The organism is Paenibacillus sp. SRL342 (assembly GCF_984798905.1).
The window spans coordinates 356,613-379,983 of the sequence record NZ_OZ481790.1 but is presented as its reverse complement, the minus strand read 5'-3'; the positions used below and the strand labels follow the sequence as shown (position 1 = coordinate 379,983).

Annotated in this window: 17 protein-coding genes, 10 tRNA genes, 3 rRNA genes and 1 pseudogene; 5 read left to right on the top strand and 26 right to left on the bottom strand. The window is 46.5% G+C overall.

What is annotated here, in order from left to right; translation table 11 throughout:
* Window positions 1-4: 4 nt before the first annotated feature.
* From AC4E8D_RS01830 to AC4E8D_RS01750, 17 genes are all read right to left on the bottom strand, one after another.
* A tRNA-His gene (locus tag AC4E8D_RS01830) sits at window positions 5-80 on the bottom strand.
* A gap of 97 nt (window positions 81-177) precedes the next feature.
* Window positions 178-253: transfer RNA gene (locus AC4E8D_RS01825), tRNA-Thr, on the bottom strand.
* 22 nt (window positions 254-275) lie between these two features.
* A tRNA-Asp gene (locus AC4E8D_RS01820) sits at window positions 276-353 on the bottom strand.
* 26 nt (window positions 354-379) lie between these two features.
* Window positions 380-453: transfer RNA gene (locus AC4E8D_RS01815), tRNA-Met, on the bottom strand.
* Window positions 454-470: 17 nt separating this feature from the next.
* A tRNA-Val gene (locus AC4E8D_RS01810) sits at window positions 471-546 on the bottom strand.
* 6 nt (window positions 547-552) lie between these two features.
* A tRNA-Glu gene (locus AC4E8D_RS01805) sits at window positions 553-624 on the bottom strand.
* A gap of 17 nt (window positions 625-641) precedes the next feature.
* Window positions 642-733, bottom strand: a tRNA-Ser gene (locus AC4E8D_RS01800).
* A gap of 3 nt (window positions 734-736) precedes the next feature.
* Window positions 737-812 (bottom strand) — tRNA-Asn (locus AC4E8D_RS01795).
* Window position 813: 1 nt separating this feature from the next.
* Window positions 814-889 (bottom strand) — tRNA-Ala (locus AC4E8D_RS01790).
* 33 nt (window positions 890-922) lie between these two features.
* Window positions 923-996: transfer RNA gene (locus AC4E8D_RS01785), tRNA-Ile, on the bottom strand.
* Window positions 997-1,055: 59 nt separating this feature from the next.
* Window positions 1,056-1,172 (bottom strand): 5S ribosomal RNA (gene rrf, locus AC4E8D_RS01780).
* Window positions 1,173-1,247: 75 nt separating this feature from the next.
* Window positions 1,248-4,175 (bottom strand): 23S ribosomal RNA (locus AC4E8D_RS01775).
* Between the two features lie 306 nt (window positions 4,176-4,481).
* Window positions 4,482-6,034, bottom strand: a 16S ribosomal RNA gene (locus tag AC4E8D_RS01770).
* The 16S, 23S and 5S rRNA genes sit together here with 10 tRNA genes alongside, the layout of an rRNA operon.
* Before the next feature lie 609 nt (window positions 6,035-6,643).
* Window positions 6,644-7,609 carry an arginase gene (rocF, locus tag AC4E8D_RS01765; protein ID WP_339306510.1) on the bottom strand — a complete coding sequence of 322 codons (966 nt, stop codon included), beginning with the start codon at window positions 7,607-7,609 and terminating at the stop codon, window positions 6,644-6,646.
* Window positions 7,606-8,820: an ornithine--oxo-acid transaminase gene (locus tag AC4E8D_RS01760; protein WP_490205780.1), complete on the bottom strand. Its 1,215-nt coding sequence runs from the start codon at window positions 8,818-8,820 to the stop codon at window positions 7,606-7,608. The genes rocF and AC4E8D_RS01760 overlap by 4 nt, the downstream gene beginning before the upstream one ends.
* A gap of 141 nt (window positions 8,821-8,961) precedes the next feature.
* Window positions 8,962-9,618: an amino acid ABC transporter permease gene (locus AC4E8D_RS01755; RefSeq protein ID WP_076217210.1), complete on the bottom strand. Its 657-nt coding sequence runs from the start codon at window positions 9,616-9,618 to the stop codon at window positions 8,962-8,964.
* A 23-nt stretch (window positions 9,619-9,641) separates the two neighbouring features.
* On the bottom strand, window positions 9,642-10,463 hold the full coding sequence (locus AC4E8D_RS01750) for a transporter substrate-binding domain-containing protein (RefSeq protein WP_339306505.1): 822 nt from the start codon (window positions 10,461-10,463) through the stop codon (window positions 9,642-9,644).
* A 322-nt stretch (window positions 10,464-10,785) separates the two neighbouring features.
* On the opposite strand from AC4E8D_RS01750, the gene AC4E8D_RS01745 reads away from it, so the two are divergent.
* Entirely contained in the window at window positions 10,786-11,430 is a 645-nt protein-coding gene (locus AC4E8D_RS01745) for a GntR family transcriptional regulator (protein WP_221825677.1), read from the top strand.
* 77 nt (window positions 11,431-11,507) lie between these two features.
* Here AC4E8D_RS01745 and AC4E8D_RS01740 read toward each other — a convergent pair.
* Together AC4E8D_RS01740 and AC4E8D_RS01735 are read right to left on the bottom strand one after the other, a co-directional pair.
* Window positions 11,508-12,840 (bottom strand): annotated as a pseudogene (locus tag AC4E8D_RS01740) (IS3 family transposase).
* 116 nt (window positions 12,841-12,956) lie between these two features.
* Window positions 12,957-13,691 (bottom strand): class I SAM-dependent methyltransferase, encoded by a 735-nt coding sequence (locus tag AC4E8D_RS01735; protein ID WP_490205779.1) that lies wholly within the window; start codon window positions 13,689-13,691, stop codon window positions 12,957-12,959.
* Window positions 13,692-13,855: 164 nt separating this feature from the next.
* Between AC4E8D_RS01735 and AC4E8D_RS01730 the strand changes: the two genes are divergently transcribed.
* Window positions 13,856-14,203, top strand: coding sequence for a hypothetical protein (locus AC4E8D_RS01730; protein WP_221824299.1), 348 nt, complete (start codon window positions 13,856-13,858; stop codon window positions 14,201-14,203).
* Window positions 14,204-14,447: 244 nt separating this feature from the next.
* Here the strand turns inward: AC4E8D_RS01730 and AC4E8D_RS01725 are convergent, their stop codons facing one another.
* The 4 genes from AC4E8D_RS01725 to AC4E8D_RS01710 all read right to left on the bottom strand — a co-directional run bounded on the left by AC4E8D_RS01725 (window position 14,448) and on the right by AC4E8D_RS01710 (window position 16,635).
* The gene (locus AC4E8D_RS01725; protein WP_017691121.1) at window positions 14,448-14,675 is read right to left on the bottom strand and encodes a cold-shock protein; all 228 of its coding nucleotides are present in this window, start codon (window positions 14,673-14,675) and stop codon (window positions 14,448-14,450) included.
* Window positions 14,676-14,863: 188 nt separating this feature from the next.
* The gene (locus AC4E8D_RS01720) at window positions 14,864-15,064 is read right to left on the bottom strand and encodes a cold-shock protein (protein ID WP_024633772.1); all 201 of its coding nucleotides are present in this window, start codon (window positions 15,062-15,064) and stop codon (window positions 14,864-14,866) included.
* Between the two features lie 395 nt (window positions 15,065-15,459).
* On the bottom strand, window positions 15,460-15,696 hold the full coding sequence (locus AC4E8D_RS01715; RefSeq protein ID WP_405131220.1) for a DUF6953 family protein: 237 nt from the start codon (window positions 15,694-15,696) through the stop codon (window positions 15,460-15,462).
* A 150-nt stretch (window positions 15,697-15,846) separates the two neighbouring features.
* Entirely contained in the window at window positions 15,847-16,635 is a 789-nt protein-coding gene (locus AC4E8D_RS01710) for a CPBP family intramembrane glutamic endopeptidase (protein WP_339181311.1), read from the bottom strand.
* A gap of 305 nt (window positions 16,636-16,940) precedes the next feature.
* Between AC4E8D_RS01710 and AC4E8D_RS01705 the strand changes: the two genes are divergently transcribed.
* On the top strand, window positions 16,941-17,612 hold the full coding sequence (locus tag AC4E8D_RS01705) for a phosphatase PAP2 family protein (RefSeq protein WP_076329982.1): 672 nt from the start codon (window positions 16,941-16,943) through the stop codon (window positions 17,610-17,612).
* Window positions 17,613-17,745: 133 nt separating this feature from the next.
* On the opposite strand, the gene AC4E8D_RS01700 is transcribed toward AC4E8D_RS01705, so the two are convergent.
* Entirely contained in the window at window positions 17,746-18,525 is a 780-nt protein-coding gene (locus AC4E8D_RS01700) for a helix-turn-helix transcriptional regulator (RefSeq protein WP_221824303.1), read from the bottom strand.
* A 112-nt stretch (window positions 18,526-18,637) separates the two neighbouring features.
* On the opposite strand from AC4E8D_RS01700, the gene pyk reads away from it, so the two are divergent.
* A complete protein-coding gene (pyk, locus tag AC4E8D_RS01695) occupies window positions 18,638-20,053 on the top strand; it encodes a pyruvate kinase (protein WP_036607968.1) in 1,416 nt (471 codons plus the stop codon).
* A gap of 140 nt (window positions 20,054-20,193) precedes the next feature.
* On the opposite strand, the gene AC4E8D_RS01690 is transcribed toward pyk, so the two are convergent.
* Entirely contained in the window at window positions 20,194-21,723 is a 1,530-nt protein-coding gene (locus AC4E8D_RS01690) for a methyl-accepting chemotaxis protein (RefSeq protein ID WP_490205778.1), read from the bottom strand.
* 177 nt (window positions 21,724-21,900) lie between these two features.
* On the bottom strand, window positions 21,901-22,350 hold the full coding sequence (locus AC4E8D_RS01685) for an SRPBCC family protein (RefSeq protein ID WP_017691129.1): 450 nt from the start codon (window positions 22,348-22,350) through the stop codon (window positions 21,901-21,903).
* A 257-nt stretch (window positions 22,351-22,607) separates the two neighbouring features.
* On the opposite strand from AC4E8D_RS01685, the gene AC4E8D_RS01680 reads away from it, so the two are divergent.
* Window positions 22,608-23,345, top strand: coding sequence for a WecB/TagA/CpsF family glycosyltransferase (locus AC4E8D_RS01680; protein WP_490205777.1), 738 nt, complete (start codon window positions 22,608-22,610; stop codon window positions 23,343-23,345).
* Window positions 23,346-23,371: the final 26 nt, after the last annotated feature.

Below are 23,371 nucleotides of genomic sequence, written 5' to 3'. Positions count from 1 at the left end.
ATCATGGGGCGATCGAGGGGAATTGAACCCCCGAATGCCGGATCCACAAACCGGTGCGTTAACCACTTCGCCACGACCGCCATAGAGTAAGCCATTCATCCACTAAGAGTATCTTAGTATTAACAACTGCATCTATAATATACATTCTATCACAAATTCAGATGTAAATACTAAAAATGGTGCCGGCGAGAGGACTTGAACCCCCAACCTACTGATTACAAGTCAGTTGCTCTACCAGTTGAGCTACACCGGCACGGTGTATATTTAATTAAAAATGGCGGAACCGACGGGATTCGAACCCGCGATCTCCTGCGTGACAGGCAGGCATGTTAGGCCAACTACACCACGGTTCCAGATCACTTTCTCAAGGAAAGTATAATTGCGGGGGCAGGATTTGAACCTGCGGCCTTCGGGTTATGAGCCCGACGAGCTACCGGGCTGCTCCACCCCGCGTCGTTATAAAGTTTATATGGTGGAGGCTGAGGGGATCGAACCCCCGACCCTCTGCTTGTAAGGCAGATGCTCTCCCAGCTGAGCTAAGCCTCCATAATATGACCCGTAGGGGATTCGAACCCCTGTTACCTCCGTGAAAGGGAGGTGTCTTAACCCCTTGACCAACGGGCCGTGCTAAAAAAATTATCTGGCGGAGAGAGAGGGATTCGAACCCTCGAGACGCTTGTGACGCCTACACGATTTCCAATCGTGCTCCTTCGGCCAGCTCGGACACCTCTCCATATGGCTCCCCGAACAGGGCTCGAACCTGTGACAACTCGATTAACAGTCGAGTGCTCTACCAACTGAGCTATCAGGGAATGGTGGAGCCAAGCGGGATCGAACCGCTGACCTCCTGCTTGCAAGGCAGGCGCTCTCCCAGCTGAGCTATGGCCCCATACTCTGTGTATTTCTTGTTGTGGTCTTGCTATGGGCCCTGGTGGACTCGAACCACCGGCCTCACCCTTATCAGAGGTGCGCTCTAACCAACTGAGCTAAGGGCCCTAATATATATCCCTTATTCCTTTGCAAGGGGGGCAAAAAAAATACCCCAAAGGGAAATCGCTTGGCGGCGTCCTACTCTCCCAGGACCCTGCGGTCCAAGTACCATCGGCGCTAGAGGGCTTAACGGTCGTGTTCGGGATGGGTACGTGTGGAACCCCTCCGCCATCGCCACCAAACGCGTAGCTTACATTTCAGAGTGTTGTTCTCTGAAAACTAGATTCGAAACGAAACATGCGATTTACAACTTGCTATTGGATAAGCCCTCGACCGATTAGTACTGGTCAGCTCCATGCATTGCTGCACTTCCACCCCCAGCCTATCTACCTCGTCGTCTTCAAGGGGTCTTACATACTGGGAAATCTCATCTTGAGGGGGGCTTCACGCTTAGATGCTTTCAGCGTTTATCCCGTCCGTACATAGCTACCCAGCGGTGCTCCTGGCGGAACAACTGGTACACCAGCGGTACGTCCATCCCGGTCCTCTCGTACTAAGGACAGCTCCTCTCAAATTTCCTACGCCCACGACAGATAGGGACCGAACTGTCTCACGACGTTCTGAACCCAGCTCGCGTACCGCTTTAATGGGCGAACAGCCCAACCCTTGGGACCTACTTCAGCCCCAGGATGCGATGAGCCGACATCGAGGTGCCAAACCTCCCCGTCGATGTGGACTCTTGGGGGAGATAAGCCTGTTATCCCCAGGGTAGCTTTTATCCGTTGAGCGATGGCCCTTCCATGCGGTACCACCGGATCACTAAGCCCGACTTTCGTCCCTGCTCGACTTGTAGGTCTCGCAGTCAAGCTCCCTTATGCCTTTGCACTCTTCGAATGATTTCCAACCATTCTGAGGGAACCTTTGGGCGCCTCCGTTACTCTTTAGGAGGCGACCGCCCCAGTCAAACTGCCCACCTGACACTGTCCCCGCACCGGATTACGGTACCAGGTTAGAACCTAGATACGATCAGGGTGGTATCCCAACGTTGCCTCCATGCAAGCTGGCGCTCACACTTCAAAGGCTCCCACCTATCCTGTACAGATCGTACCCAAATTCAATATCAAGCTGCAGTAAAGCTCCATGGGGTCTTTCCGTCTTGTCGCGGGTAACCTGCATCTTCACAGGTATTAAAATTTCACCGGATCTCTCGTTGAGACAGCGCCCAAGTCGTTACGCCATTCGTGCGGGTCAGAATTTACCTGACAAGGAATTTCGCTACCTTAGGACCGTTATAGTTACGGCCGCCGTTTACTGGGGCTTCGGTTCACAGCTTCGGGATTACTCCCTAACCACTCCCCTTAACCTTCCAGCACCGGGCAGGCGTCAGCCCGTATACTTCGCCTTACGGCTTCGCACAGACCTGTGTTTTTGCTAAACAGTCGCTTGGGCCTTTTCACTGCGGCCCCCTCGTGCTATTCACACTACCGGGGCACCCCTTCTCCCGAAGTTACGGGGTCATTTTGCCGAGTTCCTTAACGAGAGTTCTTCCGCGCGCCTTAGAATACTCTTCTCGCCTACCTGTGTCGGTTTGCGGTACGGGCACCATCACCTGGCTAGAGGCTTTTCTTGGCAGTGTGAGATCATGACCTTCGCTACTATAATTTTCGCTCCCCATCACAGCTCAGCCTTACAATGTGCGGATTTGCCTACACATCAGCCTCACTGCTTAGACGGACATCCATCAGTCCGCGTCACTACCCTACTGCGTCCCCCCATTGCTCATAACGGCTTACGGTGGTACAGGAATTTCGACCTGTTGTCCTTCGACTACGCCTTTCGGCCTCGCCTTAGGTCCCGACTTACCCTGAGCGGACGAGCCTTCCTCAGGAACCCTTAGGCTTTCGGCGGATCAGATTCTCACTGATCTTTTCGTTACTCATACCGGCATTCTCACTTGTATAATGTCCAGCGCTCCTTACGGTACACCTTCAACCCTTATACAACGCTCCCCTACCCCTGATGCAAAGCATCAAGCCATAGCTTCGGTGGTGTGTTTAGCCCCGTTACATTTTCGGCGCAGAGTCACTCGACCAGTGAGCTATTACGCACTCTTTAAATGATGGCTGCTTCTAAGCCAACATCCTGGTTGTCTGTGCAACTCCACATCCTTTCCCACTTAACACACACTTGGGGACCTTAGCTGATGGTCTGGGCTGTTTCCCTTTTGACAATGGATCTTAGCACTCACTGTCTGACTCCCGGAAGTAAGTCTATGGCATTCGGAGTTTGACTGAGCTTGGTAACCCTTGCGGGCCCCGCACCCAATCAGTGCTCTACCTCCACGACTCTGTTTTCCGAGGCTAGCCCTAAAGCTATTTCGGGGAGAACCAGCTATCTCCGAGTTCGATTGGAATTTCTCCGCTACCCCCACCTCATCCCCGCATTTTTCAACATGCGTGGGTTCGGGCCTCCAGTGCGTGTTACCGCACCTTCACCCTGGACAGGGGTAGATCACCCGGTTTCGGGTCTACGTCCACGTACTAAGTCGCCCTATTCAGACTCGCTTTCGCTGCGGCTCCGGCTCTTCACCTTAACCTTGCACGGGAACGTAACTCGCCGGTTCATTCTACAAAAGGCACGCCATCACCCCTAAAACGGGCTCTGACTTTTTGTAAGCACACGGTTTCAGGTTCTATTTCACTCCCCTTCCGGGGTGCTTTTCACCTTTCCCTCACGGTACTGCTTCACTATCGGTCGCTAGGAAGTATTTAGCCTTGGCAGATGGTCCTGCCGGATTCATACGGGGTTTCACGTGCCCCGCACTACTCGGGATCCGTCTCGGAGGGAACAGACTTTCAACTACAGGGCTTTTACCTTCTTTGGCGGGCCTTTCCAGACCTCTTCGCTTAACCGGTTCCTTTGTAACTCCATGTGAGACGTCCCACAACCCCAAAGAGCAAGCTCTTTGGTTTGGGCTTCTCCGCGTTCGCTCGCCGCTACTGACGGAATCACTATTGTTTTCTCTTCCTCAGGGTACTTAGATGTTTCAGTTCCCCTGGTATGCCTCACACTAACCTATGTATTCAGTTAGGTGTAACTGGAAATTACCCCAGCTGGGTTTCCCCATTCGGACACCCCCGGATCAAAGCTTGCTTACAGCTCCCCGAGGCAGTTTCGTTGTTCGCCACGTCCTTCATCGGCTCCTAGCGCCTAGGCATCCTCCGTGTGCTCTTAGTAGCTTAACCATTGCGCTCGTGTTCGAGCTGTCGCTCCGCTTGGTTTGGACTACGTCCAAATCCAAAAGTCGCTCCATTTCGATCACTCGCTCCAGCAATCTACCGTTTTTATTGAAACTTGTTTGCACAAGTTTAGCTAAAAAGGAATGTTCTAATTCGCGTTTGTTTCGTTTCGATATCTAGTTTTCAAAGAACAAGCTTCATGCAAAAGCAAGCTGTTTGAGAGTTTGAGCTCTCAAAACTGAGCAACGAGTGAGTGTTTTGCAGCTAAGCTGCGTATTTGAATGTTTCCACTCGGGAAACGATTCTCCATAGAAAGGAGGTGATCCAGCCGCACCTTCCGATACGGCTACCTTGTTACGACTTCACCCCAATCATCTATCCCACCTTCGGCGGCTGGCTCCTTGCGGTTACCCCACCGACTTCGGGTGTTATAAACTCTCGTGGTGTGACGGGCGGTGTGTACAAGACCCGGGAACGTATTCACCGCGGCATGCTGATCCGCGATTACTAGCAATTCCGACTTCATGCAGGCGAGTTGCAGCCTGCAATCCGAACTGAGACCGGCTTTGTTGGGATTGGCTCCATCTCGCGATTTCGCAGCCCGTTGTACCGGCCATTGTAGTACGTGTGTAGCCCAGGTCATAAGGGGCATGATGATTTGACGTCATCCCCACCTTCCTCCGGTTTGTCACCGGCAGTCTATCTAGAGTGCCCACCCGAAGTGCTGGCAACTAAATATAAGGGTTGCGCTCGTTGCGGGACTTAACCCAACATCTCACGACACGAGCTGACGACAACCATGCACCACCTGTCTCCTCTGTCCCGAAGGAAAGGTACATCTCTGTACCGGTCAGAGGGATGTCAAGACCTGGTAAGGTTCTTCGCGTTGCTTCGAATTAAACCACATACTCCACTGCTTGTGCGGGTCCCCGTCAATTCCTTTGAGTTTCAGTCTTGCGACCGTACTCCCCAGGCGGAGTGCTTAATGTGTTAACTTCGGCACCAAGGGTATCGAAACCCCTAACACCTAGCACTCATCGTTTACGGCGTGGACTACCAGGGTATCTAATCCTGTTTGCTCCCCACGCTTTCGCGCCTCAGCGTCAGTTACAGCCCAGAGAGTCGCCTTCGCCACTGGTGTTCCTCCACATATCTACGCATTTCACCGCTACACGTGGAATTCCACTCTCCTCTTCTGCACTCAAGTCACCCAGTTTCCAGTGCGATCCGGGGTTGAGCCCCGGGATTAAACACCAGACTTAAATGACCGCCTGCGCGCGCTTTACGCCCAATAATTCCGGACAACGCTTGCCCCCTACGTATTACCGCGGCTGCTGGCACGTAGTTAGCCGGGGCTTTCTTCTCAGGTACCGTCACCTTGAGAGCAGTTACTCTCCCAAGCGTTCTTCCCTGGCAACAGAGCTTTACGATCCGAAAACCTTCATCACTCACGCGGCATTGCTCCGTCAGGCTTTCGCCCATTGCGGAAGATTCCCTACTGCTGCCTCCCGTAGGAGTCTGGGCCGTGTCTCAGTCCCAGTGTGGCCGATCACCCTCTCAGGTCGGCTACGCATCGTCGCCTTGGTGAGCCGTTACCCCACCAACTAGCTAATGCGCCGCAGGCCCATCCCCAAGTGACAGATTGCTCCGTCTTTCCAGTTTCCTTCAGGCGAAGAAAACAATTATTCGGTATTAGCTACCGTTTCCGGTAGTTGTCCCAAACTTGAGGGCAGGTTGCCTACGTGTTACTCACCCGTCCGCCGCTAACTATCAGAGAAGCAAGCTTCTCTTCAAGTCCGCTCGACTTGCATGTATTAGGCATGCCGCCAGCGTTCGTCCTGAGCCAGGATCAAACTCTCCAATAAAGTATTGAAAAGAGCGATAAGCTCATTTTGAATCTGACGAGATTAAAAATCTCATTTGTGCTCCAGTCGATCCAAGCCAACGCTTGTCTCCAACTTTCGCTTTCATTCTGCAAGCAGAATGTTTACTCACTCGTTGTTCAGTTTTCAAAGATCAAACTTATTTCGTTACCGAATGCCGTTCTCTTCAGCAACTCTTATATAATATCATGTCCGAACCAACTTTGCAAGCTTTTTTTAAGTTTCTTTCGAAGCTTATTTCATTCGCTTGCCGCACCGTGTATCTCGTGTTTTCTTGGCCGGAATTAGAATATACCATGTACAGATTTACATTGCAAGTCTTTTTTGATTATTAATAATCGCCTACAACATCGGTACCATATGCAATTTGACGCTCCTGTACGATAGAAATAACTCTCAGCACCCTCATTACGGCGCTTCTAATATACTTATCCATTAAATATAACCAGGGAAGCCACTTCCACTGCGATTGCAGTGAACAATTGATTGTGACTAGCCCGGTTTTCAGAGATCATATTTTTCTTTCCTTCTATAATAAATAAAGTACACTCCTCAGGCACAGCTTACACACTCCGCTTCACTTCTCAGTGCTTACAATATACGCTTACCAAGTAACGAAGCAATCAGTTCCACACCAAGTCGTGCCGTGTGTCTATTGTGATCCAACAACGGATTCACCTCAACCAGTTCCATGGACGTAACTTGATTCGTGGAAGCAAGTAGTTCTAATGCGTAATGTGCCTCCCGGTAATTCAGACCACCCGGTACAGGTGTGCCCACCCCCGGAGCCTCACGCGGATCCAGACAGTCCATGTCAAAGCTAACGTGGATACCATCCGTTCCTTCTCCAGCTATAGCTATCGCTTGCTCAATAATTTGCTGTATACCCATCCTGTCAATATCATGCATCGTAAATGCTTGGATGCCCAGTCCCTTAATCTGCTCCTTCTCATACTCATCCAGATCACGCAGACCAATATAGACCAAGTTGGATGGATCTATAAATGCGCCTGCTCCAGCAATGTGAGACAGATTATATGCAGTATGACCCAAAGAAGCAGCCACACTCATCCCATGCATGTTGCCGGACAAGCTTCGTTCTTCCGTATTCAAGTCTGCGTGCGCATCAAACCAGATCACCCCCAAATTAGAATAATGCGCAGTTAATCCGGCGAAAGTACCTATCGCTACACTATGATCTCCTCCAAGGACAAGCGGAAAGGCCCCCTCCTCTACCGCAACAGATACTTCATTAAACACATTCTCGCTGACCTGCCGTACTTCGTTTAAATATTTCACCCGATTCCGCTCAGTAGGGGCTGCAGGTTCCGAAGGACAATCTACCCGCACTTCTTTGGAGAGCACTAGCCCAAGACTCGCAATCTCCCGCTTCAGTCCAGCTGTAATCAATTCATCGGGCCCCAACTCAGCTCCACCTCTCGCTCCACCGAGTCCAAAAGGAACCTTAATGATAGCAATATTACGCCGTACAGATGTTTGACTTGTATCAATAGAAGTATCTTTTATTCCACCATGGACATCATCGTCATTTTTCATGTAGGGTCAGCTCCCTCATTGTTAATCAAAACCTGCTCAATTCTCTCCATTGCCCAGTCAATCTCGGACTCTTTAATCGTCAGTGGTGGAGCAAATCGAATGGTTGTCTCATGGGTTTCTTTACACAGCAGTCCAGTAGACATCAAACGCTCACAATAAGGGCGGGCCGGTTCATGCAGTTCAACACCAATAAATAAGCCTTTCCCCCGAATATCCCGTATGGCTGAACTGCGAATATCTCGAAGTCTTTTCATAAAATAGTTCCCCAGACGTTCCGATCGCTCGGCAAGCTTCTCATCCTCAAGAACTTCCAGAGCTGCTATAGCCACGGCGCATGCGAGTGGGTTACCCCCAAACGTAGAACCATGAGATCCCGGCTCAAACAAATCAAGTATCTCCGCATCAGCAGCGATAGCTGAGATTGGCATGACTCCTCCCCCCAGCGCTTTGCCCATAATCCAGATGTCTGGTTCAACACCCTCCCAGTCGGAGGCAAAGCGGCGACCGGTTCTTCCAAATCCGGTCTGGATCTCATCAGATACAGTCAACACCTTCTGGCTCTTACACAGAGCAAAAGCTTCAGCCAAATATCCAGCAGGCGGGATAACGATTCCAGCTTCGCCCTGTATAGGCTCTACAAGAAAAGCAGCCGTATTTGGCGTAATGGCCTTTTTCAGCGCTTCAATATCTCCATAGGGAATAATCCTGAATCCAGGTGTGAACGGTCCAAAATCTTTTTTATACTCCGCCGAAGAAGAAAAGGACGTAACCGTCAGAGTTCTTCCATGAAAGTTACCAGAGCATACGATAATTTCGGCTTGATTCTCAGGTACACCTTTGCAACGATAAGCCCATCTACATACCGCCTTCACCGCAGTCTCCACCGCTTCCGCTCCTGTATTCATGGCGAGAATCTTCGATTTCCCCGTGAATTGTGAGAGTTTTTGATAAAAAAGAGAAGCTGAGCTGCTATGGAATGCCCGAGATGTCAGCGTCACTTGATCTGCCTGATCCTTGAGCGCCTGTATGATCACAGGATGTCTGTGACCATGATTCAATGCAGAGTATGCACTTAACATATCCATATAACGGCAGCCTTCAGGGTCTTCCACCCATACCCCTTCCGCCTGTTCAATAACAATAGGGAGTGGATGATAATTAGGTGCAGCATAACGCTCCGACCAATCAATTAACATTTTGGAATCTGACATACACACCCAACACCTTTCCAAAATATTGTATACAAAATACAATAACAATGTATGCGATGCCATCCCCATTTACGACTACATCTCTCTTTTTCCACTCCAGCCTACTCCAAGCCTTTCTCGGAACCAATCCTTTATCAATAGTTAGCGAGAAGTAGACAGTCTACGTTCCAACCAAGAGAGTAAATTAGCCAGTGTAAATGTGATGATAAAGTAGAGGCCGGCGGCAACAAGCAGCGGAGCAAGCGGCTGGAACGTAACACCTTGAATCGTTCTGGCCGTGTATATAATCTCGGCTATGCCGATCATGGAGACAAGTGAAGAATCTTTAATGATAATAATGAATTCATTGCCGATAGCTGGAAGCATGTTACGAAAAGCCTGCGGCAGTATAATATAGCGAAGTGTCATACCATGCGTCATACCAAGGGAGCGCGAAGCCTCGGTCTGTCCTTTATCAATCGCTTGAATCCCGGCCCTGAACACCTCCGCCATATAAGCCGAACTATTCATCGTCAGAGCCACCACCCCCGACATAAATGCCGGCAAGTTCACACCTACAACCGTCAGACCATAATGAATAATAAGAATCTGTACCAGCATCGGCGTTCCTCGAATGAGTTCAATATACGCCGATGCCACAAATTTAATTGGCCATATTCGGGATAATCGCATTAATGCCATGATCACACCAAGTAACGTACCAAACAATACACCGAAGAAGGAAAGTTCAAGCGTGACCCACGCACTTCGTGCATAATCCTGCCAATGTTCTAATAGAAAGGAAAAATCTAAATTCACGGCATGTCCCTCACTCGTCCGGTTTATTCGCCGAGCATCTCATTTGCTTCAACGACGAACCGTTCAATATCTCCGTTCGTTTTGAGCTTTTCCAATGTAGTGTTGATCTGATCCAGCAGCTTCTGATTGCCTTTCTTCACCGCGATGGCCGAACCACCCTCGTCTTCAGCCTGTTTAATCTCCACACCTGCAACAACAAGCCCCTCTTGGTTCTTCACATACTGTTCAGCCACCGGCCTCTCCAGGATGAGTGCGTCTACACGTCCTGTCTGCAACTCCAGAATCAGTTCAGGTATTTTGGCCAGAGAAGTGAGCTTTGCCCCCTCTATTTCCTGAGCAATCCCTTCCTGAATGGAACTTTTTTGTACACCAACCTGTTTGCCTGATAGATCATCCATGGACTTTAATGCCGTATCTTCCCCTTCTCTAACAAGTACAGCCTGCTCTGCATAATAGTAGATATCCGTAAAATCAACATTCTTCTTCCGTTCTTCGGTAGGGGTTAAGCCTGATATTACAAAATCAACCTTATCTGTACCGAGGGCCATAAGAAGGCCATCAAAGTCCATGTCCTCAATCTTCAGCTCGGCTCCCAGATCAGCCGCAATTGCTTTTGCAATCTCGATGTCAAAACCTACAATGGTATCTTTACCATCGATTTTCTTATGAAATTCATAGGGTGCATAGTCTGCACTGGTTCCAAGTACAATTACTTCCTTTTCTGCCGAGTTATTTCCCGAGGATGAATCTGGCTCCGATCCGGTTCCTGTCGTTTTTTCCTGCCCACATGCGGACATGATCACAACCACTAACAACAGCATCATTGGCAACAGCACTTTTTTCACACATCATACCCCTATTCTTTTTTTGAATGAGAAACATCATGATTTGTATACAATATACATAAGACAATATATGGACTTATATGTAAGTTATACTAACAAACAATCTGGTTTATCACAATGATTATTTAAACATTTATACGCTTTAATTCCATAAAATGTACTATATATGACACAGCATTTACATCGCCTGAAACATGAAGTTCGCTTGCCCAACTTCCCCCTCGGTGTTAAGATGATAAAAACTTGAAACTCCTGAACGGCGCGTACAGTACGGCCTCACACTCATCTATTTATTCACTATACATAGAAAGGAGGATTCGGTATGGAGGTACCCAAATACCGGTCCTTGAAAGATCACGTATACGATTACATTGCCCAGAAGATTCAGGACGGGACGTTACTTCCCAACCAGAAGATCAACGAGGCCGAAATATGCAAAAAGCTGGACATCAGTCGCACACCTACCCGGGAGGCGCTTTTTCAGCTGGCTTCAGACAATCTGCTGCAATACATCCCACGCAGGGGATTTATTGTCACTCCTTTTGATGCAGGCAAAAAACTGGAATTCTCCCAAGCGATCGGTGTGCTGGAGGCGCTTGCTGCCACACTTGCAGCAGACCATCTCAGACCATCTGAACTTATGGAGATGGAAACTCTGGTAGTCCGAATGGACGAAGATATCAGCCAACTTGATCTTGCTGCCTACAACAAGAACCAATATCAGTTCCATAATCTGTACATTCAGCGATGTGGTAATGCCACAGTCATTGAGATGTTAAACACATTGAAGAACAGTTTCATCCGGCAGTCGTATGTTAGTGATAATAAACCAAAGCTATCCGAGGTACTGCTCGAAGTTAATGAAGAGCACCGGCAAATTTTAAGTGCTTTTCGAGCCAAAGATAAGAACCAACTGGAAGCCCTGCTCAAACATCACTGGCGGATTATCGACAACGATATGCTGTAGTACGTACTGTCAGTACAAAACAAAGGCAACCCACACGATTAAACTGTACCCTATGTAAAGGACATTTCTAAAAAAAACTATATGGCTTCAAGAAGATGATCTCTGTATTGTACAGGGGTCATCCTTTTTAGGTTCCACTGGTATCTATAGTGATTATAGTAGGTCATATAGGCTTTAACTTCTCGTTTGACTTCGTCTAACGTGGCATAGCTCTTTAAGGAAGTTTCGTCCTTAAAATGACCAAAAAACGACTCTTGCGGTGCGTTATCCCAACAATTTCCTCGTCTGGACATGGATTGCCCAAGCCCATCCGTTTCACTTTCTTCTGAAAATCCGGATGAGTGTAGTGCGTACCTTGATCGGAATGAATGAAAGCATCATGACTCTTCTTGAATTTGCGGTTTTTCTGTAAGTGGAGCAACGTGTTTGTCGCCAGATCCATCGTCATTCGCTCCGACACATGATAAGCCAAAATTTCATTGGTGGAACTATCCTTGATGGTGGACAGATAGGCGCGTTTCCCTTGGCCGTAACTTAAGTATGTAATATCTGTTAGAAGTACTTTGCCCGGGATGCCTTGTTTGAAGTTGCGTTGTAACAGGTTAGGCATGGTTCGATGCTCATGGGTTGCCTTCATCATTCGTTTGTAGGGATTAGCTCGTCGATGAGGGCATACAATATCGTATTTTTTCATGATTCTTCGGATGCGCTTGAGATTCCACATGATCTGAAATTGTCCTTGCAGCGTCATCTTAATGGAGCGAGCGCCCTTGTTACGTTTCTTAAATTGGAAGGCTCGACGGATGTACACACCTATTTCCTCATCAACCTGTTCCTTCTTCGTGCGTCTGTGAATGGCTGAAGTGCTCCAGTATCGGTAGTATCCGCTTTTGGAGACCTCGGCGGTCTCACACAGAACACTTACCATTCGCTGAAGATGGTATTTCTCAATCACGGTTCGGATTAACCTGTATCGAAGACTAGGCGTTAGTTTTACTCGTGGTTCCACCCCCGTTCGGCCAGGCGAATCTTTTTTAAGAGTTCATTCTCTGCTTGGAGCAGGTGAATCTGTGCTTCGAGTTTCGCGTTCTTTTCTGCCAAGGTTAACTCACGTTTTAGAGACTCTCCTGAATGTTTGCCTCGTGTATCTTGTAAGCCTAGAGCTCCTTGCTCGTTGTAACTGGCTCTCCATCGGTCAGCTGCGGCTTTGACCCGAGTCATCCCAATGATTTGAACGTCAAATCCACATGTCTCAAAGATCTCTCTAGGCATCCTTCCTTGCTGATTTAATGTAATAAAGAACTGTTTGAACTCGTCCGTATAAGTGATTCCCTTGGTCGAAACAGACTTCACATAGGGATTTGTAGCAAGTTGCACTACTTCGCCGGTTGTAAATGTTTTTTTACTCATTAATCGTTCTCCGTCCTTGTCTCATTCATGGTATACAACAAAAATACCCTATAGAGAGACTTTTTTAAAGTGTCTACTCTATAGGGTACAGTTTAATTGTGTGAGTTGCCTTTTTCCTATTTTTCCTTTTCGACCTCCAACGGTGCCCTAGCCGCAAAAACAGCATATCCCAACTTTTTGCCGTACTTCGCGAGCAAACGATCATTGGTTCGACTCATTCGCTGCATACGTTCATCCTCAAACCAATTCATATCGATCTCGCGATGTGGATCATGATCAACGCCCCATTTTCCCATGGATCGTGAATGTTCTTTGACCTCTACCTTGGTGAAACCACACTGTTTGAGGCGTTTTCTCCATGCTGTGGCCGTTACCAGGGTTCGTATACCGTAAAATTGCTTTAACCTGCGACACATCAATTCGGTCTTCTGGCCTGATAGAACCATCTCCCGATCCACCAAAAGTCCACCGGGCTTCAACACCCTTCTATACTGAGCAAGTGCACTCCGCCATGGAGTGAAGATCGTGACCGACTCCACGAATACCACATCAAATTGATTTTCAGGAAAAGGTAACGATGCTACATCAGCCTGAACAAATCGAACATCCACCCGCTCTCGTCTCGCTCTCCGAATTGCCTTATCCAGCATATTGCGATGAAGATCAATCGCCGTTACCCGATATCCATTTTTAGCTAGATAACATGCAGTCCTCCCAGTGCCGCACCCTATCTCAAGAATATGACTACCCACAGGCAGAGATAAGCTATCCAGCAACTTCAGCGTTGCCAAAAATCCTCCAGGATGGGCACTTCCCTCCCCTAACCGAGCCAGCATGTCATGATAATCCACGCGACATCCCCTCCTCACTCCTCCCAGTGTATGGAGCAGATTCAAAAACGGCTCCTCCCCATTCGATTTTCCGGGTACTCGTCCATACCAATTGCTCTTCTTTTTACTATGATATACAAACCGTTGAATTCAAGCGGCAACCGCATCTAATGAGGAGGATTTGCATGTACAGAATTAATCCGGTATGTGAAGAAACGGTTTCTCCGCACGTTGGACGTTCCGTTTGTCTCGTTATGAACGACGGTAAGCATATGTATGGTACGCTTAGTCAATGTCGTGATGGCAAAGTTTATTTGAACGGATGTTTCGAGGGACCACGGCTGTGTTCAGTCAAATCCAAACAGCAACTGGTAAAAAGCAGCAAGAAAAACGCTGTTGCAAAGAAGAAAGTTAAATCTTCAGCCTACGGCCCATATGGTTACGGAGGATACGGCGGGGGTTACGGCTATGGAGCGGGAATCGATCTGGCTCTGGTAGCAACATTGTTTCTGCTGCCATTCCTGTTCATCTAAATTCCAATCTGATCATGGTAAAATTGTAGTCAGAACAAAGACCCTTTTTGCTTATAGCGAAAAGGGTCTTTATCTTTTTCATACGATTCACGTCAATTACACTATAGTTTTTGTTTAAAAATGATACAAAAAAGGCATTCGCCAAAACGAATGCCGGGAACTTCATATTTAATACCCTTACCTATGCACAGGGTGTCTATTTGATCTTAAAAAAAAACACCTCGTTAGAGGCGGGTAAGCTATGTTAAATCCGATTTCCTTTAGGCATCGTTTTCAGATTACTATTCGAATTCTCAAGCAATGGTAGCATCCTAGTCGTGCTGACCATCTCAGAAGCACATATCGGACAAGTAGGTACGTTATCAAACGCAAAATTGTCCCGCATCCATCCTTTGCACGTATCACTCGTACATTCCCAGATTGCCGCATCAGCTTGTGGAATCTCTTCCAACGGTTTTTTGCGATTATACATGACTTCTACCCCCTTTGTTATGGAAAAACATCTAACCGACGTTATTTCACAGAAGCCTACACTTAGCGGAAGTTTCAAGTCCCACCGAACTCCTGCCTCGACAACTAATGGGCCGAATTTTATATAACTGATCAAAAAAAAGAAGCTGCCTTTACCATTATAACATGTTAAAGGCAGCTATGCTTTAATTACAGTTTTACAACTTCTTCTGCTTGAGGACCACGGTTTCCTTGTACAATTTTAAATTGCACGCGTTGACCTTCGTCCAGCGTTTTGAAGCCTTCGCCTGTAATAGCGCTGAAGTGTACGAATACATCTTCTCCGCCTTCAACTTCGATGAAACCGAAGCCTTTATCAGCGTTGAACCATTTTACTGTTCCGTTTTGCATGTGAATTACACCTCCAAATAAAGATTAACATGTTCCTTTGTTCTTTGCAGCAAGCAAATAAAAATTCACACATTGAAAAAGGTACCAGTCATAAACCTATAAGTGATCGCCCTTTACAATATATGAATTAGGTTTTCCACTCTCTACAACTTGTTTTTATTATAACTCCATTTCAGTCAAAAAGCAAATCTTTGTATTTTCTTTTCAAACAGCTTTGGAAATACATGTTATTAACACGCGTGGGGCCAGGGTTTATCACGCTTATGTGCCTGGTCGCTTGTGTACGGTCTTATGAAAGGATATGCAGATCTAATCCATCTTATACATTTTTTATATAATATTGTGACATGCATATCCAACACAACCAATGAATCATCTTACTCCAGTATAACACACTATGTCCATGCCCACATAAATGCATCCCGATCCCAAGCGATCTGCCCACGATGAAGCTTTCGGAAAGCTTTCTTCACTTCTTTGGACAATGATGTATTGCCGTTCTCGTTCACAAAAACAAACTCTTCGCCAAAATGGGTCTTCACATATTCTATGGCAGCTTCCTGATGAAGTGTTCCTGTGAATTTAATCTCCTGTACCATCCATTCTGCTACATCTTGTGCTGTCTTCTCCACTATATCACCTACTGTCTAAACCTAATGTACGGATAGGCAGACCTCGTATCATGAACATATCTGTCTTCCCGCCAGACTGAAGTATACCATGATCCAACTGCTGACGGGAAACTGTATGATAACTACTTTCAAGCAATATCCGCAATACCATTAATGAACAACCGTATTCGCTTGCTCATTCCCTTTAGAAGGAATGGACGAATGTGTTCGATTGCTCCACACTAACCATGCACAGTAAGCAATCAGTACTGTAAGTATAAACAGATCGTAAGGAAGTGTCCCTGTGTCCTCCAGATCATTCCCTAGAAATTGAATCAGATTATGTATGAAATGAAACAATATAAGCGGTACGATATTTCCGTTCTTCAGCATCAATAATGCAAGTACAGCTCCCAAGAGCAGCGCATAGATCAATTGCATGATCGTATCTGCTATATCCTTACCAGACAATGCGTTCAGCAGATGTGTAATCGAAAACAAGATGCTGGAGGTCACAACTGCGGCCGCTGCACTTTTTTGAAGCAATGTTTTGAAAATAAGTCCACGATAGATCGTTTCCTCTACAAAAGCTACGAGCAAGGTAAAAAAGATGAAAAAAGCTACCCGTGACAAGCTCAGCTCCCCAAACCCTTTCAGGGCAAGTGTACCCAGTACAAGGAGTAGTGGAATATAATACTTTGCATGGTCAGCTGGGATACTTCGCAAAGATCGGAAGCCAGTCTCTCCCCACTTGCGCCTTAACGTCAGATAGATCATCAGAACCATTGCGATGGGTGTAAAGGAAATGAGTACAGGGGAAGTGTAGTCCAGTTGTTTTATCGTTGCAATGGCCCCTGCAGCAAATACGGCTAACAGGAGAAGCAGCTCAATAATCACAACGGTGAGCACAGGTTTGCGCTCGGAAAAGGAATGTTTTGGCTTGGGTTGCGGATTAATCATACATTTACCTGCCTCGTTTCATTTTTGTTTTCCGTTGTCATAAGAACTTATATGCCAATATAGTTGTATCACATCATCCGCATATTGAATATTCCTATTATGGATAAAACTATAAAAGTAACAAAAAAGAGACTTCTCCTGACTTCTTTTCCCCTAAAATCAGGTATGGCTTATACCTTTATCTGTCCATTATAGTATTACAAGAGTTCAAAGCTGCAGGGGTGTTGCGACTCTTCAACGTCATATATCTATGAAGTACCCATTAACGATAGTTTCACAATGCATAATGAAATCAGGGGGATACTATGAAAGCATTCTTTCAGCGCTGGGGGCATTTACTTGCTATTCTGTGCATACCGCTCCAAGGCTCCATTTACGTTTTTTTAGGCAGCAACACCGGAAGTGATGTGTTCTACAATTATGCTTGGATTGACACACAGATTCCTTTTCTCAAAGAATTTATTTATCCGTACATTAGCTGGATGCCCATTCTGTATCTTGGATTTCTCTATTTGGGTCTGACGAACAAGTCGCTATTCTGGCGTACGTTGATTACCTATAATGTTGGTGTCATGGCTGCCAATGTCTGTTTTGCGGTGTTCCCTACCCATGTCCCGCGCCCGGAGATCGGCGGAACTGATCTGAGCAGCGTGTTAGTACAGTTTATCTATACCAATGATGCGCCCTTCAACTGTTTCCCAAGTGTTCATGTTCTGACCAGCTATTTGCTGTTTATTGTGATCAACAGACACTTGAACTTTAAACCTTTGGCTCGGATTTCTTGGTCGGTATGGCTGTGGTTGATTATTGCTTCAACGGTGTTTGTAAAACAGCATTCCTTGCTGGACATCGCTGGAGGCATTTTGTTTGCTGAGGCCGCGTATTGGACTGTACATGTCTTTGCTCTTCGTCTTGGGCAGGCACGAAAAAAAGGCAAGCAGCCACTCACAGCTTCTAATCCAAGCAGTCATGTATAACGACATTTATATATGTAACAGGCGGATGATGATCCTGCTATACAGCAAAAGAGGGCATAGGCCCTCTTTTTTTGTACTCATTTAATTAAACCTACTTATATAGAAGAACTTTATTTGGGTTGGACTACGCGTTTCATACTATAGGTGGACGTTCATGAAGAAGGTCAGACGGTGGACTTCCGGTTATACGTTTGAATATGCGGTAAAAATAAGACAGATCCCGGTAGCCGAGAAATTCGGCAATTTCCTGGATGGAGAGTTGCGACTCGGTGAGCAGATATATCGCTCTTTTCATTCGTTGATCATGGACATACTGGCTGATGGTCTGATTCGTCATGCTTTTGAATAATGCAGCAGCATAATTGGGGGTCTTACCAATCTCATCCCCGAGTTCTTCCTTCGTCACTCTCTCCCGATAATGCCGCTCAATGTATCGCTTCATCCGTTCAGCATGATTATGTCTCTCCGGCGGGATGACTCCCCGATCAAGCTCTCTGTTCATATAAATCAACACTTCCATCAATAAGGCTTGGCTCATCATGACATAATAAGATGGACGCTCCTGCCACTGCTGATGGATAGCGCTCATACGTTGGTGAATCAGTTCATAACATCCAGGTTTATGCCGCAAAGCCTCATACCGCTCCAGTGCAGGTAAACCTTCCGTATGGTCACGTTGCAGTTGAATCACAATCTGTGTGTGCGTAACCGTAGGAATACTCTTGCCGTAATACGGGACACCACCTGGAATGAGTAGCAATTCACCCTTTTCCATGATCTGTTTATCACCGTTCACCCAATATACACATTTCCCATATGTAACCAAGCTAAGCCGCCAAGTCTCTTGAGTTTGCACAGCTTCTTCGTACCAACCAACACCATTAATGTGTCGTACTTCAAGTGGAGTAACCATAACACACCTCATTACTGGACTATACTCTAATCATTGTACTATAGTTCATACCCTGTTTCGACAGAAAACGCTACAATACACATATAAGCTTAAATATGAGGAGGAAATTAGCATGTTAAAAACAAAAATTATTTGTACCATGGGACCTGCTTGTGACTCAATCGAATTGTTGAAAGTAATGATTCAGGAAGGTATGACCGTTGCCCGTCTGAACATGGCTCATGGCGAACTGGAAGATCACGTTACACGGATTAACAATATCCGTAAAGCAGCTTCCGAACTGAACACCTATATACCGATCATGATGGACATCAAAGGGCCGGAAGTACGTATCGGTAAACTGAAAGAAGCATCCTGCCATCTGCAAGCTGGTAAAGAGCTGATCCTGACTACCGAAGAAATTCTCGGTGACGCTGAGCGTATCTCTGTAAACTATCCGGAACTTAACCTCGTTGTGAAACCCGGCGATCGTATCCTCATCGATGATGGCCTTGTGGATCTGACGGTACTGTCTGTGGAAGGATCCGATATCCATTGTAAAATCATCAGTGGCGGCATTCTGAAACCACGCAAAGGGGTTAACTTGCCAGGAATCAAAACGACATTGCCAGGTGTAACCGAGCGTGACGTTATGCACATCGGATTTGGGATCGAAAACGATATCGAAATTATCGCAGCATCCTTTGTTCGTAAAGGTGATGACATCCGTGAAATCCGCAGCATTTTGAAAGAACGCGGTGTAGACCACGTACAGATCATCTCCAAAATCGAAAACCAGGAAGGTATGACTAACCTGGACGATATTATTGAAGCATCTGACGGCATCATGGTAGCTCGTGGAGATCTTGGGGTTGAAGTACCTATCGAAGACGTACCTATGATGCAAAAAGAAATGATCGATAAATGTAACCGCGCTGGTAAACCGGTTATCGTAGCTACACACATGCTGGAGTCCATGCAAGTAAACCCACGCCCTACTCGTTCCGAAGTTAGTGACGTGGCAAACGCTGTACTTCAAGGTGCTGACGTTGTGATGTTGTCCGGTGAATCAGCTGCTGGTAAATATCCGGTACAATCCGTGCGCACGATGGCTGCTGTTGCTCGCCGTGCTGAAACAATGATCGATTACAAAGAGCAATTCGCACAAAAATCGGCTCAACAGATCGCTGATATTACTGAAGTTATCAGTCAGGGCGCTGTAAGTTCTTCCCTCGTACTGAATGCAAAAGCAATCATCACTTCGACTGAGAGTGGATTCACAGCACGCATGATCTCCAAATATCGTCCAAAAGCGCCAATCATTGCAGTTACACAACATGAAGAAGTATTGGCGAAAATCTGCCTGCTCTCCGGTGTTATTCCGGTTATGGGCGACAAAGTAACGACAACGGATGAAATGTTCGAATCGGCTACGCGTAACGCAATCAAAACAGGTTACATTGAAAAAGGTGACATCATTGTATTGTCCGCTGGTGTTCCAATCGGTCAATCCGGTAATACAAACCTGATCAAAGTTCAACAAGTTTAATTCAATAGCTGTAACTGAAGCTACACATCTTAGCTATATATAGAAAATACAAAAAATCCATCGAGAGCAGAAATGCATCCCGGTGGATTTTTTGTTGATGATGTGTGCCAATGATTCTGATGTTACAATAGACTTCGAGATTATAGATTCCGCGAGTAATCAACCAGATCCTGTGACATGGTGTTAATCTCATCCATTGAAGCATTCACCTGCTGTGTCAGGGCAGCCTGATTTTGCGTTAACGTGGACATATTACCGATATGCTCAAGAATCTGATCAATCAGTGTTTTCATCTTCTGCATGCTGTCTTCAATATTTACTGTGGCCTCCGAGCTATGATCAGCCAGCTTCCGCACTTCACCAGCAACGACGCCAAACCCCAGTCCCAGCTCTCCCGCTCGTGCAGCTTCAATTGCTGCATTCAATCCGAGCAGGTTGGTCTGACTGGCAATCTCTCGAATAAACACCGTAATATTCTTCGTATCATCTGCACTGCTCTTCACTTGAATAGCTGCATCGGCAGATAACTCCTGTGCAGTAACCAGATCCTGTGCCTGATCGGTAATCGAGTTGATTCCACGTACCATCTCGCCAATGGACTCTGACAATTGTTTTGTTTTCAGATTCATGGCTTCCACGATCTGTTCCTTATTCTTCTCATGGGTGACGTCTCGAATGGTTCCAGCTACACGGAGTGGTACTCCATCCTGATCCCTAATGGTCTCCCCACCCGCGTGATACCACCGATACTCCCCGTCTTTACGCTGCAGACGATAATCCAGATCGTACGGTGTACGACCACTGTAATCGTTCATATGTCTGGCAAATTCGTTGATCGTCCGATCATGGTCTTCCGGATGAAGTCGGCTGCTCCAGCTGCTGAACACATTCGGGAAATCCTGCTCGTCTTTAAACCCTAATTCTTTACGGAACTGGGGTGACCACCAAAATTCGTTATTTGGATTAACTACATCTCCAGCCACAACAGTCATATCCCACGGTGCCTCCACCAAGGCACGGTTAACCAGATCATATCGGGTGACGAGTGCTTCCAGCTCATCCGACTTGCTCTTCTCCTCATGAATATCAAACATGATACCCAGAAGTTTGACCGGAACTCCAGCCTGATTTCGGATGACTTGTCCAAGGCATCGGAACCAGCGAATTTCTCCACTTTTAGTAATCATACGGCTGATGGCGTTATAGGCAGTTGTTGCTCTTATGTCATTCACATGTTTCATAATCTCCTGTACCAGTTGGGGTCTGTCATCCGGATATATCGATTTCGCCCAGCTTGCAAATGAATTGGGATAATCCTTGGCATTATGGAAGCCTAACATTTGGCGGAATTCATTCGAAAATGCGACGATATTGTTGTTATCCAGTGGATCACCAGCAACAATTTCAGATTCCCATAATCCCACATGCATCGCCTGATTCAGCATTCTAAGGCGCATTTCCACGTCTTCGTTTTGAGCTTTCATCATATGTACTGCTTTTTTGATATTACTAGCTATTTCATCGGTATCCTGAAACTCAATGCCATCTTCGATCCATGCGTCATAGTCGCCCTTTTCTGCGTTTGCTACCAGTTTACGACTATACTCCAGTAAATTCTGATGCGCATCTATACGAAGGTGTTTGGTCGATTCAGTACGTTTACGAAACATGCTCATTTCTCCTCTTAGCTCATATGATATATATTTCGACATTATCAGACATTAAGTGTAGAGCAATGGTCTTAATTTTGTATAAAAACAAGAACCAGCACTGAATCAGCACTGGTTCTTATATTAAATGCCTTTATTTTTATGAAAAATAAATCTTAAATGACTGCCTCTTACCAGCTACCAGCCAAAATTCAGTGTTTTACCCGTCTCCACCCAAGTTTTGATGCTACTTAGAATCATCCACCAGCTGCTCTGTGCATTCGCAATGGAAGGATGGTTATCTGTAAACTGATCATTAATCAGCGTCAGCTTCGTACACTCACCAACCGTTTCCAACTGGAAGACCACTCTGGATTGAAGCTCGGCATGATTCGCATGGTACGACGGTCCGGGATGCTCCTGATAGCTAAGTCTGGACAGCGGTTCAAATTCCAATATATCTCCATACACATGGACCGTCTCCGCACCATCATTACCTGGCCCTACATAAGCAAACGGCTGACCTGGTTGGAAATTGGTACGAAGTTCACTGCCGAAAAAACTGTTCCGTGTGCCGTCTGGTGATATTAGAGCATTCCACACCTCTTCCAGTCCTGCATTGATATAGAATTCATATTTCAGTTCCATGGACTCACTCCCTTTATGTATTGGATACGCGATCTGTCAAGCTCGCACTCCTATCCTATCGTTATACCCCAAAGGCCGTATTGTAAAAACGCGACAACAGGTAAAATATAAGCTCTTTATGTTTTCGGGAATGTTATACCCTAATCCAAACGAATTGCGCCCATATAGTGCTTTCCCAGAAGATCAGATATACTAAACTGGAATGAAATAACAGGACTGTTCAAGGTGATGAGACAGAATCAGAAAGGAAATGAGATATGAGCCAATCAACGAATATTATGGGCATCCCTTTTCCCAATATAACGATGAATCAAACGGTTGCAATCCTTGGTGAAGTTGTAGATCAGGAAAGCAATGAACTATTCCATGTCATCACAGGCAATCCCGAGATTGTCATGTCCTGTCAAAAGAATGCCTCTCTTCGCGAGGTTGTCGATCAAGCCGGGTTGGTCACGGCTGACGGTGCCGGCATTGTGATGGTATCCCGTTTTCGGGGCGGACAATTAACTGAACGGGTAACCGGTTGTGATCTGCTGTTTCGTTTATTGGAGGAAGGTGATCGAGAACACTGGTCATTCTACATGCTGGGAGCAGAGGAAAGTGTAAGTGAACAGGCAGTAAAAGTCATAGCACAGCGTTACCCCGGAGTTATCTTAAAAGGCAGACACCATGGTTATTTCCAGGCAGATGAGGAACAACAGATTGTGGAAGAGATTTGTACTTCTCAACCAGACTTTCTTATCGTAGCTCTGGGCGCCCCCCATGCGGAACACTGGATTAACAAATATCGCCACCAGTTGAACGCTCGTGTAGCCATAGGTGTAGGAGGCAGTCTCGATATCATGGCTGGCAAAACCAAACGTGCCCCTGCGATATGGCAGAAGCTTAACCTGGAATGGCTCTATCGCCTCCTCAGTCAACCTTCGAGATGGAGCAGGCAACTCATTTTACCCCGTTTTGCTGTGCGGGCATTGTTGTTCAGAGAACCTAAATAATTTGAGATGAGCAGGAGGGGTGTCCA

What these genes read in the sequence shown, in the direction of transcription:
- AC4E8D_RS01700 (WP_221824303.1), bottom strand. Translation starts at nt 18,525, where the DNA reads ATGGTTACTCCACTTGAAGTACGACACATTAATGGTGTTGGTTGGTAC.
- AC4E8D_RS01705 (WP_076329982.1), top strand. Translation starts at nt 16,941, where the DNA reads ATGAAAGCATTCTTTCAGCGCTGGGGGCATTTACTTGCTATTCTGTGC.
- AC4E8D_RS01720 (WP_024633772.1), bottom strand. Translation starts at nt 15,064, where the DNA reads ATGCAAAACGGAACAGTAAAATGGTTCAACGCTGATAAAGGCTTCGGT.
- AC4E8D_RS01680 (WP_490205777.1), top strand. Translation starts at nt 22,608, where the DNA reads ATGAGCCAATCAACGAATATTATGGGCATCCCTTTTCCCAATATAACG.
- AC4E8D_RS01685 (WP_017691129.1), bottom strand. Translation starts at nt 22,350, where the DNA reads ATGGAACTGAAATATGAATTCTATATCAATGCAGGACTGGAAGAGGTG.
- AC4E8D_RS01710 (WP_339181311.1), bottom strand. Translation starts at nt 16,635, where the DNA reads ATGATTAATCCGCAACCCAAGCCAAAACATTCCTTTTCCGAGCGCAAA.
- AC4E8D_RS01745 (WP_221825677.1), top strand. Translation starts at nt 10,786, where the DNA reads ATGGAGGTACCCAAATACCGGTCCTTGAAAGATCACGTATACGATTAC.
- rocF (WP_339306510.1), bottom strand. Translation starts at nt 7,609, where the DNA reads ATGAAAAATGACGATGATGTCCATGGTGGAATAAAAGATACTTCTATT.
- AC4E8D_RS01690 (WP_490205778.1), bottom strand. Translation starts at nt 21,723, where the DNA reads ATGTTTCGTAAACGTACTGAATCGACCAAACACCTTCGTATAGATGCG.
- pyk (WP_036607968.1), top strand. Translation starts at nt 18,638, where the DNA reads ATGTTAAAAACAAAAATTATTTGTACCATGGGACCTGCTTGTGACTCA.
- AC4E8D_RS01760 (WP_490205780.1), bottom strand. Translation starts at nt 8,820, where the DNA reads ATGTCAGATTCCAAAATGTTAATTGATTGGTCGGAGCGTTATGCTGCA.
- AC4E8D_RS01730 (WP_221824299.1), top strand. Translation starts at nt 13,856, where the DNA reads ATGTACAGAATTAATCCGGTATGTGAAGAAACGGTTTCTCCGCACGTT.
- AC4E8D_RS01725 (WP_017691121.1), bottom strand. Translation starts at nt 14,675, where the DNA reads ATGTATAATCGCAAAAAACCGTTGGAAGAGATTCCACAAGCTGATGCG.